This is a genomic window from Sorangium sp. So ce119, from assembly GCF_051524405.1.
GTDB classification, from domain to species: Bacteria; Myxococcota_A; Polyangia; order Polyangiales; family Polyangiaceae; genus Sorangium; species Sorangium cellulosum_G.
On sequence record NZ_CP150310.1, the window covers coordinates 4,444,549 to 4,457,339 of the forward strand.

General features: G+C 74.8%; 8 protein-coding genes. 3 read left to right on the forward strand and 5 right to left on the reverse strand.

Annotation, left to right across the window (positions count from 1 at the left end; translation table 11 throughout):
- Window positions 1-29: 29 nt before the first annotated feature.
- Both WME76_RS16725 and WME76_RS16730 read right to left on the reverse strand, forming a co-directional pair.
- Window positions 30-1,865 (reverse strand): ATP-binding protein, encoded by a 1,836-nt coding sequence (locus WME76_RS16725; protein ID WP_437961088.1) that lies wholly within the window; start codon window positions 1,863-1,865, stop codon window positions 30-32.
- 4 nt (window positions 1,866-1,869) lie between these two features.
- The gene (locus tag WME76_RS16730; RefSeq protein WP_437961089.1) at window positions 1,870-4,344 is read right to left on the reverse strand and encodes a hypothetical protein; all 2,475 of its coding nucleotides are present in this window, start codon (window positions 4,342-4,344) and stop codon (window positions 1,870-1,872) included.
- Between the two features lie 238 nt (window positions 4,345-4,582).
- On the opposite strand from WME76_RS16730, the gene WME76_RS16735 reads away from it, so the two are divergent.
- Window positions 4,583-6,157, forward strand: a complete 1,575-nt coding sequence (locus tag WME76_RS16735; protein ID WP_437961090.1) for a protein kinase domain-containing protein — start codon at window positions 4,583-4,585, stop codon at window positions 6,155-6,157.
- Between the two features lie 78 nt (window positions 6,158-6,235).
- Here the strand turns inward: WME76_RS16735 and WME76_RS16740 are convergent, their stop codons facing one another.
- A complete protein-coding gene (locus tag WME76_RS16740; protein WP_437961091.1) occupies window positions 6,236-7,318 on the reverse strand; it encodes a tetratricopeptide repeat protein in 1,083 nt (360 codons plus the stop codon).
- A gap of 277 nt (window positions 7,319-7,595) precedes the next feature.
- Between WME76_RS16740 and WME76_RS16745 the strand changes: the two genes are divergently transcribed.
- On the forward strand, window positions 7,596-9,467 hold the full coding sequence (locus WME76_RS16745) for a protein kinase domain-containing protein (RefSeq protein ID WP_437961092.1): 1,872 nt from the start codon (window positions 7,596-7,598) through the stop codon (window positions 9,465-9,467).
- Between the two features lie 396 nt (window positions 9,468-9,863).
- On the forward strand, window positions 9,864-10,124 hold the full coding sequence (locus tag WME76_RS16750; protein WP_437961093.1) for a GlsB/YeaQ/YmgE family stress response membrane protein: 261 nt from the start codon (window positions 9,864-9,866) through the stop codon (window positions 10,122-10,124).
- Here WME76_RS16750 and WME76_RS16755 read toward each other — a convergent pair.
- Together WME76_RS16755 and WME76_RS16760 are read right to left on the reverse strand one after the other, a co-directional pair.
- On the reverse strand, window positions 10,088-10,873 hold the full coding sequence (locus WME76_RS16755) for a hypothetical protein (protein WP_437961094.1): 786 nt from the start codon (window positions 10,871-10,873) through the stop codon (window positions 10,088-10,090). The genes WME76_RS16750 and WME76_RS16755 overlap by 37 nt on opposite strands.
- A gap of 69 nt (window positions 10,874-10,942) precedes the next feature.
- Window positions 10,943-12,685, reverse strand: a complete 1,743-nt coding sequence (locus tag WME76_RS16760) for a protein kinase domain-containing protein (RefSeq protein WP_437961095.1) — start codon at window positions 12,683-12,685, stop codon at window positions 10,943-10,945.
- Window positions 12,686-12,791: the final 106 nt, after the last annotated feature.

A 12,791-nucleotide genomic window follows, 5' to 3' on the forward strand; every position in this document is an offset into this window, starting at 1 on the left:
ACGCGCGGCGGCCGGGCTCCCTTCGCGAGCTACCGGTCGAGCAGGTCGCGCACGCGCTGCGCGAGCGCGTCGGGGGTGAACGGCTTCTGCAGGAGCGTGAGCTCGCCGTCGCGCTCGGCGCCCGCGAGGACATCCTCGGCGTAGCCGGACATGTAGAGCACGCGGGCGCGCGGGTGCATCGCGAGCGCGCGCTCCGCGAGCTCGCGGCCGTTCATCCCTGGCATCACGAGGTCGGTGAGCAGGAGGTCCATCGCGTCGACCCCCTCGTGCGCGAGCACGTCCAGCGCCTCCTCGGCGTTCGCCGCCGAGATCACGCCGTAGCCGCGCCGCTCGAGCACCTCGACGATGAGCTTGCGGACGGCGTCGTCGTCCTCGACGACGAGCACCGTCTCGTCGCCGCCGGCCGGCGACGGCCGCGCGCGCGGCGGCGCCGCCTCGGCCCGGTCCTCGACGCGCGGGAGATAAACGCGGAACGTCGCGCCGCGCCCGACCTCGCTCTCGACCTCGATGAGCCCGCCGCTCTGGCTCACGATCCCGTAGACGGTGGCGAGGCCCAGGCCGGTGCCCTTGCCGCGCGCCTTCGTCGTGAAGAACGGCTCGAACAGGTGCGAGAGCGTGTCCTGATCCATCCCGTGGCCGCTGTCGCTCACCGAGAGCACGACGTAGGGAGGGCCGCCCGCGACGGGCGCGGCGTCCTCGTCGAGCTCCGCCGGCGCGAACGACTTCGCCGTGGGGCTCGCGCCGGGCTCGCCGAGCGAGGTCTCGACGACGAGCTTGCCGCCCCTCGGCATGGCGTCGCGCGCGTTCACGACCAGGTTGAGGAGCACCTGCTCGAGCTGGCTCTTGTCGACCTTGATCGAGCCGAGATCCTGGCCGACGTTCGTCCGCAGATCGATGTTCTCGCCGATGAGGCGCTGGAGCATCGTCTGCATGTCGAGCACCACCGCGTTGATGTCGAGCACCTCGCGCTGCAGCGCCTTGCGCCGGCTCATCGCGAGCAGCTGCCGCGTGAGCGCCGCGGCGCGCTCGCCGGCCTTCGTGATCTGGAGGGCGTCGCGCCGGAGCGCGCTGTCGGGCCCGAGCCGGCGCAGGAGGAGCTCGCCGTAGCCGAGCATCACCATGAGCATGTTGTTGAAGTCGTGCGCGATGCCGCCGGCGAGCCGGCCGAGCGCCTCCATCTTCTGCGACTCGCGCGAGCGCTCCTCGCGCTGCCGGAGCACCTCCTCGGTGCGCCGCCGCTCGGTGATGTCGCGGAGCAGGACGAGGGCGTCGGCGTCGAGGAACGGCACCACCCGCGCCTCCACGTGGCGCTCGCCGCCCGCGGCCGCGAGGGCGTGCTCCAGCGCGACAACGCCGCCCCCCTCGCGGGCCTCCTGGATCGCGCGCTCCATCTGCTCCCCGAGCTCGCCGGGGAGCACCTCCGTCATGCGCTTGCCGAGGAGCGCCTCCGGCGCGACGCGGAGCTCCGAGAGGCGCGGCTCGTTGCAGTCGACGATCCGGGCCTCGGCGTCGAGGCGGAGGCAGAGGTCGGGGATGGCGCGGAAGAGCGCGCGGAGCTCGACCGCGGTGCGCTCGCGCTCGCGCTCGGCGCGCGCGAGCTGCGCGGCCAGCCGGGCCTCGGTCTGCCCGGCGTCCGCGACGCCGCGCCCCTCGGCGTCGCCGCACCCCTCGGCGTCGCCGCGCCCCTCGGCGTCGCCGCGCTCGCCGAGCGGCGGAGCGTCAGCCCGGAGCGCGGGCTCGGCCGCCGGCGGCGCGTCGCCGCCCTGCGGGGCTTCCAGGGGCCCGCCGCCCGGCGTGACCCCGGCGTGGGCCGCGGCCTCGGGATCGAGGCCGCCGTGTGGCGCGTGAAGCCGCGGAGCCCCCATACGCTCAGCCGCCGGTCTTGTCTGCGGCGCCGGTCTCGAGGTTGACCGTCCAGCACACGGCGCCGGCCGCCGGATCGCCCCCGGGCGGCCCCACGCTCACCTCGGCGCGCGCCGGCCCTACGGCCCGGATGTAGAGCCGCTGCCCGACGGCGCCGCGCCCGAGCGCGCAGACCGCGCGGCGCACGCGCGGATCGTCGGCGGCGACCTCCCCCTCGTCCTCGGCCGCCATGAACAGGATCTCGACGTCCGGCTTCAGGCAAGCGCCCATCTCGCGCCAGGCGTCGTAGTCGACGGACGGATCGAGCACGTCGGCGAGCTGCCCGTGGCGCGCCCGCCCGACGCGGTAGCGGAACGCGTCGCGCTTCTCGGCGCGCAGCGTGGCCCCGATCCGATCGAACCGCAGCGACAGGGCGCCGAGCGCGGTCGCCATCTTGACGGTCGGCGCGCCGAGGTTCGCCTTGTCCGGCTCCTTGAAGCGGTGCACCTGCACGCCCGCGGGCAGCGCGCCGGCGAGCAGCTCCGCGAAGCGCTGGTTCATCCCGAGGCGCCCGCCGAGCAGGATCCGGAGCCCCTGGTACGGATCCGGCTCGCGCCCGATCTTGGCGATCGCGCCCGCGAGGTGCTGCCGGAACACGTCGACCCCGTCCTGGAACCACGCCTCGATCGCGGCGGCGAGCGCGCCGCGATCGATCGAGAGCGGCACCACGGACGACGCCCCGTCGAGCCCGACCAGCGCGAGCCGCTCCTCGACGGGCGCGCTCGGCCCCCGCTCGAGGATCGGCCGCAGGAGCTCCTTCAGCGCCCACGTGTTGGCGCGCGCGTCGGGCGAACTCGCGAAGAGCTCCTCGGCGCCGTCGAGCGCGCCCTCCTCGGGCGGGCGCTCGAACGGGACGCGGCGCTCGCGCATCGCGGCCTGGCTCGCGGCGTACACCCGGTAGGCGATCCGGTGGAGGAGCCGCTCGCCGCCGAGCCAGGGGATCGCCGCCGGGTCGAGGTACTCGACCATCCGCTCCAGCCCCTGCGCCTCCTCGTGCGCCTTGGCGCTGCGCAGGATGCCGAAGGCGATCCCCGTCTCGCTGGCGCCGGCGTCGATCGCGCAGAACGGGACGGCGCTGTCCCGCGGCTGGATGCCGAACATGCGGAACGCCTGGACGGCGTAGGCGATCGCCGACGGGCCCGCGTCGACGACCTGGAGGCCGTCGACGTCGTGGTACTCGCAGAGGCCCGCGGGCAGGCTCCGGAAGAGGCCACGGCGGAAGGCGATGAGCACGCTGGCGCGGCGCTCGGGCGACCAGCCCGTCGGCATCGTGATCGCGTAGCGCGTGTGGAGCCCCCGCGCGCGCTGGTTCACGTGGAGCCCGACGTAGTACGCGTAGAGCTCGATCGGATCGAACGGGTCGTGCGCGCCGATCCCCTCCTCGTCGATGATGGGCGGCGCCGGCTTCTTCAGCGACTCGGCCGTGTCGGGGTCGCTCCTGCCGCGGAGCCGGAACGGCTCGCCGCGCTCGGTCCGCTCGCGCAGCAGCGCGAGGGCCGGGAGGGACGCCGCGGCGCGCTCGTGCGCGTCGGCGCCCTGCCGCAGGCGCATGTCGCGCGCGGCGTGCCCGACGAGCACGTCGCCCCAGCGCGTCAGCGGCAGGATCACCCGGTCGCGCCAGGCCTTCGTCGTCCTCGCGAGCGCCTCGAAGGCGACCTCGCTCGGGTTCTCGTTGTCGGCCGACACCCGGAGCGGCGCGTCGGTCCCGATCCGCAGGAACTCCGCGCCGCCGCGCTCTCCCCGGACGGCGACGGCGGTCGACGCGGCGCCGACGTCGACGGCGACCCAGTCGCCGCGCACGTCGAGCCGGGGGTCACGCCGCTTCACCTCGGGCGGAACCGGGTCCTTGTCGGTCTTGCCGGCGCGGCGGTGCAGCCCGACCACGCGGCCCTGCCGGACGATGGCGATCGCCGTGGCGCCGAGGAAGCGCGCGCCCGTCCAGAAGCCCTGCGCGGGATCGACCAGCGTCGTCCCCTTCACCGGGTCGAGGTTCGCCACGATCTTGGGGAAGAAGTCCGCGATGAGGTCCGGCGAGGCCACCCCGTCGTAGCGCTCGACCTTGATCGGCGGCGAGTAGTAGTTCTGGAGCCCTTCCCCGTAGATGCGCGGACTGACCTGGATCAGCTTCAGATAGGGGATAGGGCAAGTCTGCTCGTCCAGCCGGAACTCCTGGTAGAGCGCCGCCGGCGCGATCGCGTTCTCCATCTCGGGCGCGATGCGGGGCACGCTCGCGCTCATCTCGGTGCCGAAGTACATGAACTTCGTGCCAGCGCGCCCCGTGAAGGCGGCAATCCTGACCTCGTTGAACGTCGCCTGCCCGACGATGAGCGGCGGCAGCGCGATCACGTAGTCGAGCACCAGCGTGGTGATCCAGGGCTGGTCGAACAGGCGTGATTCCCAGCGCATGATGAGCGTCGGGTACTCGCGACCCGCGAGAGACACGACCTTCTCCGCTTCGCGAACCAGGGCGCCATCGACCGACAGCTCGTAAACCGCCATACGTGGGCGACGTTATCACGAAGCGCCGCCGCGAAAGCCCCGGGGATGCGGGCAGCGAGGACGGGGGGCGGGCGGGCGGCGCGGCGCAGCGCGGCGCTCGCGCCGCGAGGGCGTAGGCCGCGCTCGTGCGACCGTGCTAGCCTGGCGGCGTGATCTGCTTCTCCGCACCGGGAATGCTGTCATGGGCCCGCTGATCGGCGAGATCATCGACGGCAAGTACCGGATCGTCCGGTTGCTGGGCCAGGGGGGCATGGGCGCGGTCTTCGAGGGCGAGAACGTGCGCATCCGGCGCCGCGTCGCCATCAAGCTGCTGCACGCGAACATCTCGAGCCAGGCCGAGTCGGTCGCGCGCTTCGAGCGCGAGGCCCAGGCCGCCGCGCGGATCGGCTCCGATCACATCTGCGAGGTGCTCGACCTCGGCGTGCTGCCGGACGGCACGCGGTACATGGTCATGGAGTACCTCGAGGGGGAGACCCTCGGCGCCAAGATCCAGCGGATGGGGCGGCTCGGGCCCGAGGCGACCGTGCCGATCATGGCCCAGGTGCTCGAGGCGCTCGGCGCGGCGCACGCGGCGGGGATCATCCACCGCGATCTCAAGCCGGACAACATCTTCATCATCCCGACGAAGGCCGGCCTCAGCAACTTCGTGAAGGTGCTGGATTTCGGCGTCTCGAAGTTCTCGCAGCTCGCCGGCGCGGAGATGAGCATGACGCGCACGGGCGCGGTCGTGGGCACGCCTTACTACATGTCGCCCGAGCAGGCGCGCGGCTCCAACCCCGTCGATCAGCGGACCGACATCTACGCCATGGGCGTGGTGCTCTATCAGGCGACCACCGGCCAGGTGCCGTTCGACGCGGAGACGTTCAACGAGCTGCTCTTCAAGATCGTCCTCGAGAAAGCGCCCCTGCCCCAGCAGCTCGTGCCCGACCTCGACGTCGAGTTCTCCGGGATCATCCAGAAGGCGATGGCGCGCGAGCAGGGGGCTCGCTTCCAGAGCTGCGCGGAGTTCAAGAGCGCCCTCTTCGCCTGGGCTGCGGCGCGGCCGAGCCTGGCCTTGCTGAGCACGGGGAGGACGTCCTTCCCCGGGCTGTCGGTGCCGGCCCCGCCCGAGACGACCACGCCGCCGGTCGTCGTCCGGGCCGACGGCTCGTGGGGGGGCCAGAACGGACCGGCGGCGCCCAACATGGGCCACACGCCGGCGGTGCCCAACATGGGCCACACGCCGGCGGTGCCCAACATGGGCCACACACCACAGCTCACCGCCAACTCGTGGGGCGCGTCGTCCGGCGTCACGGGCCGCGCGACCCGCCCCCCGTCCAGGGCGCCGCTCTTCCTGGCGATCGCCGCGGCGGCCACCCTGTTCGGCGCGGGCGTCGCCGCCTGGCTCGCCTTCGGCCGCGGCGGGACGACGAGCGCGGCGACCGCCGATCCGAGCGCCGGCAGCGCGACGGTCACCGCGCCGCCGCTGCCGCCGACGACGGAGCCGCCGCCGCGGTCCGAGCCGCTCGTGACAGCGAGCGCCCCGGTCGGGGAGCCTGCTCCGACCGCCTCCGCCGAGCCCAGCGCGACGCCGACCGCCTCCGAGGCGCCCGTGAAGCCGCTGCCCCCGCAGACGCCGCCCACCCCGACGAAGCCCCCGCCCGTCGTGAAGCCGCCGTCGACGAAGCCGACAACGCCGTCGACGAAGCCGACAACGCCGTCGACGAAGCCGACAACACCGTCGACGAAGCCGCAGAAGCCCGACTTCGGCTACTGAGCGCGCGGTGCGCGGCAGGAAAAGCGCTCCACCGGGCGAGCGCGCCGGAGCGCCGGGTTGCGCGCCGGAGCGCGCCGATCAGAACGCGCCGCGCACCCCGATCTCGGTCGGCGTCACGTAGGGCGCGATCCACGCCGAGCTCGGCGGCTCCGGCCTGGACGTCAGCTCCAGCACGATCATCGTCGCGCCGCCGACGAGGAGCACGCCGCCGGCGACGAGGTTGATCGCGCCGGTCGTCTTCTGCGACGCGGCGTCGGCGTCGAGCGTCTCGATCCTGCGCTGGATCAGCGGCCCGCACTCCAGGCTGCCGGCGCCCCCCTGCGCCTCGCAGCCGTGCTTCGCGTTCAGATCGTTCGCCTCCTTCTGCGTCGACCCACCTTTCGCGAGGAACACCGAGCCGACCACGACGCCGCCGACCCCGAGCGCCGCGGCCGCGATGCCCCCGCCCAGCAGCAGCATGTTCGTCTTCCGCTCCGGGGTGCCCGACGGGGCGTCGGGCGGAACCCCGGTGTCGGCACCGCCCCACGTGCCCTGCCCCGCGCCCGCGCCGTCCGGCGCAGGAGGCGCGACAGGGCTCTCCGGGACCGGGATCTTGAGCTCCTTCCGCTCGCCGTCGGCGAGGGTGATCGCCTGCTCGATCGGCGCGAGGCCCGGCGGCGCCACGACGACCACATGGTTGCCGGGGTCGATCGGGCGGTGAACGCCGAGCAGCGCGTCCGCGACCGGCTGGCCGTCCAGCTTCACGCCGATCTTCCGGCCGCCGGCGCCCTCGAGGGCGATGCGCAACGTGGCGATCCTGGGCTCGACCGCGGCGAGCTCCTCGCGCGCGTCCTGCTGAGCTCTCTTGAAGGGAGACGGCGCCGTGGGCGGAAGCTCCTCGCGCACGATCCTCAGGTACGTCTCCTTGGCGGCGACGAGCCGGCCGAGGCGCGCCTGCGCGCGCGCGATGAGGAGGAGGTGCGTCGGCGCATGCACGAGCGCCTCGGCGCGGCCGAGCAGATCGATCGCCTCATCGAAGCGGCCGGACGTGAACGCCTCGGCCCCCTGCGTGGCCAGCGATCGGGCCGCCGCTCTGTCCTGGTCCGATTGCGCGCGCACCTCGCCTGTCGGGAGCAACAGGAACAGCGCCGCAGCGAACGGAATGGATCGTCTCAAGAGCACTCGGGCCTCCTCGCGCGCCACGCTATCACAGGCCGTCGACAACAGAACAATTCAGCCCCCGCGCGCCGCCGTCCCCGCGCGCGCGGGGACGGCGGCGCGCGATTTCCAGCGGAAGGCGCGGTCTCCTCGCGGCCCGCGCGGCCAGCGCCCCGGGGAGCGCCCCGCCGGCGCGGCGGCCGTGAGCGCGCGGCGCGGCGGCGCCCGCCGCTCCGTCTGCGGGGCGCTGTGAATCGTCCGCACAGCGCGATGGCACCCATTCTGCTGCGTGGGGAGCGCCATGGACTGCCTCCGCTCCTCCGCGCCCCTCGACGCGGGACTCCCGTCCTCGGAGCGATTCCTCAGGGGACGCTTGCTCGGGGGGCGGTACCTCGTCGAGCAGATGATCGGCGCCGGCGCGATGGGGCGCGTCTACCGCGCGCGGCACGTCGGGCTCGGGCGCGCGTGCGCGGTGAAGATCATCCGCGAGCGCGCCGCGTCGCCGCGCGCGTGCGCCGAGGCGGGCGATCGCGCCTGCGCGACGCGCCCCTCCGCGCCGCCGCGCGGGGTGGACCTCGGCCCTCGAGGGTCGAGCGGCGTGAGCGAGCGGCCGCGCAGCGACGCCCGATCGCGCTCCGGCGGGGTCCTCGCCGGGGACGCGGTCCGGAGGTTCCATGTCGAGGCGCTGGCGGCGAGCCGGCTCGATCACCCGAACATCGTGCGGGTCCTCGACTTCGGCTGCGAGCCGTCGTGCCTGCACGGCGCGGGCGACGTCGGGCGCGACGCGGCGACGCCGAGCCTCTGGTACCTCGTCACGGAGCACCTCGACGGCGAGGACCTCATCGATCTCCTGAACGCCACGCCGATCCTGCCGGAGGAGCGCATCATCGCGATCATGCGCCCGCTGTGCTCGGCGCTGCAGCACGCGCACGACGCGGGCGTCATCCACCGCGACGTCAAGCCCGAGAACATCCGCCTGGTGCCGCGCGTCGACGACGACGGGGAGCCGTTCGAGCAGGTGAAGCTCCTCGACTTCGGCACGGCGAAGCTGCTCCGCGACGACGGGCCCGACGCGCTCCCCGGCGCGCCCCTGCTCGCGGTGCCCGACGAGGACAGCGGGAGGCTCGTCATCGGGACGCCCGCCTACATGAGCCCGGAGCAGGCTGCAGGGCAGCCCGTCGACGCGCGGAGCGACATCTACGCGTGCGGCGTGCTGCTCTTCGAGATGGCGACGGGGCGGCTCCCGTTCGAGCGCCCGACGGCCGTCGCGCTCGCCGCGGCGCACGTCGAGTCCCCGCCGCCCCTGCCGAGCGCGCTGCAGCCGGCGATCGATCCGGATCTGGAGGCGCTGATTCTACAGTGCCTGCGCAAGAATCCAGACGATCGCCCGCAGAGCGCGCGCGCGCTGCGCGAGTCGCTCGCGTACATCGCGCTCGCTCGTCGCAGAGCGCGCGCCCCGGCGGCGCCCTCGTCGCGCTCGGCGCGCGCCGCGGAGGAGGCCGCGACGGGGCGCGCCGCCGCGACGGCGCGCCCCGCGGGCACCACGACGTGGGTGGGGTACCGCGCCTCGTCGCGCCCGGGGAGCGCGCCGCTGGATCCGCCGTGCTCGTCGCAGAGCGCGCGCCGCGATGCCTCGTCCGCGACGACCTGGGTAGGCCACCGCGCCCCGCCGTTCCTGCCGGCCGCGCTCGTCGAGCTCGCCGCGCCCCCTGTGCCCGTCGGCGCGCCGTCGACGAGCGAGCCGCCTGCACCGGCCGCGGCCTCTCTTCCCCCTGACGCGGCCTCGCTTCCCTCGTTCGCCGTGTCGCCTGCCCCGGTCGCGGTCGCCCTTCCCTCCCCCGATCCAGCCGACGCGCATCGCAGCCCCGAGCTCGACGCCGCGCTCGCCCCGCTCGTCCTGCTCCGGGCGCGCCTGTCCGGCGGGCTGCGGAGCCCGAGCGGGCTGCGCCGCCGGCGCCGACGGCGGCTCGCGCCGGTCGTGCTCGGCACCGTCGCGGCCACGGTGCTCGGCGGATCGCTGTGCCTGCTCTTCAGCGCGGCCGGCGCCGCGCTCGCCCCGCTCACCTCGCCCTCGCACTCGCCGCGGCGCGACGGCGACGCGCCCCCGACCGGCGACGCGCGCGAGAGGGCGCTCGACGCGCCGGAGCACGCCTGCCCCGTCGAGCCGCCGTGAGCGCCCCCGCCGGGCAGCGAGGGGCCCGGGCGACGCGCCAGCGCCCGCTCGCCCGACGCCGGGATCGAGGGCGCAGCGCCGCGGGCGCGGCGAGGAGCCGGGCGACGGCGAGCGCCGAGGCGCAGGCGCGGTGCGAACGAAGCGCTCACTCCGCGACGTGAAGCGCGCGCCTGCAGCACGGCGATCCTCGACCTCGCCGCGCCCGCCGCGCGCCGCGTACAGCCGGTGCCCAGCGCGCGCGAAGGCATCACCGCCGCGCGCGCTGGCCGCGGGGCGCCGCCTCACCGCGGTGCGAACGGAGCGCACCGCGCCCGGCACGTCGTCTGCAAACGCTGGCCTCCGCGTTGACCCGGGAAGACGCCCCCCGGCGTGACCCGGAGTCGAGAGGAGCGAACCATGTCTGTGCTGTTGTGGATCCTGTTTGGGCTCATCGTCGGCGTCATCGCCAAGCTGCTGACCCCGGGGCGCGACCCGGCTGGCTTCGTGGTGACAGCGCTGCTCGGCATGGCCGGAGCCCTGCTCGGCGGCTTCATCGGACGGGCCCTGGGGATCTACCCCTCGTACCAGTCGAGCGGGGGCTTCTTCACGTCGATCCTGGGCGCCGTCATCCTCCTCGCGATCTACAACGCGACGCTCGGCCGGAAAGCGAGGTCCTGATCGCGCTGCCGAGGCGCCGCGGGCCGCGCGAGCAGCGCCGCGGCGGGCACGACGCGCGCCGGCCCGGCGCGCCGGTCCAGGCGGAAGTCGAGCGCGACGTCCGGGGGCAGCGGCCGGATGGCGCCCGCGCCGTAGCAGCGGCGGGTCACGAGATCGCCCGGCGCCGCGCCCTGCCCGCCGAGCTGGTGGCTCCACCACCGCGAGTAGACGGTCGGCCGCGCGGGATCGACCGAGAGCAGATCGGCGCGATCGAGCTGCACCTCGCTGTGATCGCCGCGGTCGGCGACCCCATGCTCGACGGCGAGCCGCCCGTCCTCGCCCACGCTGTAGACGATCCTGAACCCCTCGACGTCGCCCTTGCCGTAAGCGACGCGCTGGATCCCCGGACCGAAGAACAGCCCGTGCGTGTAGACGAGGTCCACGGCGAGCGCTGGCAGCACGGTCCAGGTGAGCCAGTTGTTGCCCCAGGGCCGCTCCTCCGAGAAGAAGGCGTAATACCCGACGGAGATCTCGCCGCGCTCGCCCGGCGCGCTGCGGTAATACAGGACGTCGCCGAGCTCACCCGCGCTCGCCACGGTCGAGCCGACGCAGATCGACTGCCCCTCGATGGCCGCGCCGAGCCAGCTCGGCTCCTCCGGCTCGCCGGGGGCGGGGCGAGGCAGCGCGCTCCCGCTCGTGGAGCTCGCGAGGAGGGGTACGGTCAGCGCGGCGATGGCGAAGGAACGGCTCAGGAGATTCCGGACGAACATCAGGGCCGGCTAGGCTAGCGAGCCCGGCGTTGCCTGTGCCACCGCAAAGGGCCGTTCGCGTTCGACGCATCACCGGCGCGGTGCCGAATGGACCTCTGCCCTCGGCCGCGCGGTTTCCGCGCTGTCGCCGCGCGGGCGCTGAGCGCTGGAGGAGCCGGCGCTCGTCGCGCCGATCGCCCTGCCCGCGATCGCCCCGGCGGCGAACGTGACGGCCGCGATCACGAGCCAGGACAGAAGCCGAAGGCGCCGCGGCGGGCGCGCGTCCCTCCAGTGCGGCGTGGCGGCGTCCCTGGCCTCGCTGAGGTCGCCCTGCGCGCGCCTGTCCTCGGGCGGGCTCACGCCCCCCTCCAGCCCGCGCAGCCGCGGCGTCGCCTCGTCGCGCTCGTCCCCGGGGCGCCGCTCGGCCGTCCGCCGCGACGCCTCTCCAGGGCGGCTCGCGGGCGCTGCGCTCGAGCCCTCTCCGGAGCGGCTCGCGGCCCCTGCCCGCGATTCCTCCCCGGAGCGGCTCGCGGCCCCTGCCCGCGATTCCTCCCCGGAGCGGCTCGCGGCCCCTGCCCGCGTGCCAGGTCGACCGCGGGGCCCGGCAGATCGCCGGCAGCCCCGCACGAGCATCGATCGGTGCCGATCGCGCCCGCTCGTGACCTCGCGCACGAGCGCCGCGAGCTCCTGGCCCGCGAGGAGGCCGCGCTCGCTCGAGCTCGGCTCGTCGCGCCCGCTCGGCGCGCTGCGCAGCGACGCGAGCACCTCGGCGAGCGCCTCTTCCATGTCCGCGGCGGTCTCGAAGCGCCCCTCGGGATCGCGCGCGAGCGCGCGCCGCACGGCCTCCTCGAGCAGCGCAGGGCACGCCGGGCGGAGCGGCGCGATCGCCGGCACCTCGCCGGAGAGCACCGCGCTCATCGTCGCGCCGTCGTCCTTCCGGTGGAACAGGCGCCGACCCGTCAGCAGCTCGAACAGGATCACCCCGACCGCGAAGAGATCCGCCCGCGCGTCGACCCGCTGCCCGCGAAGCTGCTCGGGCGCCACGTAGCCGAGCTTGCCCTTCACCGTGCCGGCGCCGCTCGAGGGCACCGCCCCCCCTGCCGACCACGCCGGGCCGAGGGGGCCGGCGTCCTCGATCCCGCTCGTCGCCGTCATCTTCGCGACGCCGAAGTCGATGAGCTTGATCTCGCCCTCCAGCGAGAGGAGCACGTTCTGCGGGCTCACGTCGCGGTGCACGAGGCCGACGAGGCTCCCCACGTCGTCGCGGAGCCCGTGCGCGTGCTCGAGCGCCCGCAGCACGCCCAGGCCGATCTCGATCGCCGCCTCGATCGGAAACGGCCGCCCCTCGGCGAAGTGCGCGCGCGCGGCCGCGGCGAGATCGCAGCCCGGGACGTACTCGACCACGAGGTGATGGCGCCCTTCGTGAAACACGAAGTCGTGGAACCGGATCACGTTCGGATGCTGGAGCCGGGCGCTGATCCAGGCTTCCCGGAGGAACATCCGCACGATCGATGGATCGCGCCGCGCCTCGGGGCGAAGGCGCTTCACGACGACGGGGTGGGCGATACCTGCCGGCCCGCGCCGGCACGCGAGGAACAGCTCCGCCATGCCGCCTGCCGACAGGCGCGCGAGGAGCGCGTAGCCGCCGTCGCCCATGGGCAGGTCCGTCTCCCTGGACCTCCACGGATGCTCCGCCGCGCTCACCTCGTCTCGCCCCGGCGCGCCGAGGGCGCGGAGCGAGGACGGCCGCCGCGCCATCCATTGCCGGAGTCGCCCCACCCCGGCCAGCCCCCGGACCTGCCCGCGCCGCCACATCGGCCCTCCGCTATTCACGCTGCATGCCACGAGGAGGGCCGCGGCACCGTCACCTCCGAGCCACAGGCGTCGTGCTCCTCCTGCGTGAATCCCGCCGGATGAGAGCGCATGTCGGCAACCACAG

Coding starts and splice junctions, on each gene's coding strand:
- WME76_RS16725 (WP_437961088.1), bottom strand. CDS start 1,865: ATGGGGGCTCCGCGGCTTCACGCGCCACACGGCGGCCTCGATCCCGAG.
- WME76_RS16750 (WP_437961093.1), top strand. CDS start 9,864: ATGTCTGTGCTGTTGTGGATCCTGTTTGGGCTCATCGTCGGCGTCATC.
- WME76_RS16735 (WP_437961090.1), top strand. CDS start 4,583: ATGGGCCCGCTGATCGGCGAGATCATCGACGGCAAGTACCGGATCGTC.
- WME76_RS16755 (WP_437961094.1), bottom strand. CDS start 10,873: ATGTTCGTCCGGAATCTCCTGAGCCGTTCCTTCGCCATCGCCGCGCTG.
- WME76_RS16745 (WP_437961092.1), top strand. CDS start 7,596: ATGGACTGCCTCCGCTCCTCCGCGCCCCTCGACGCGGGACTCCCGTCC.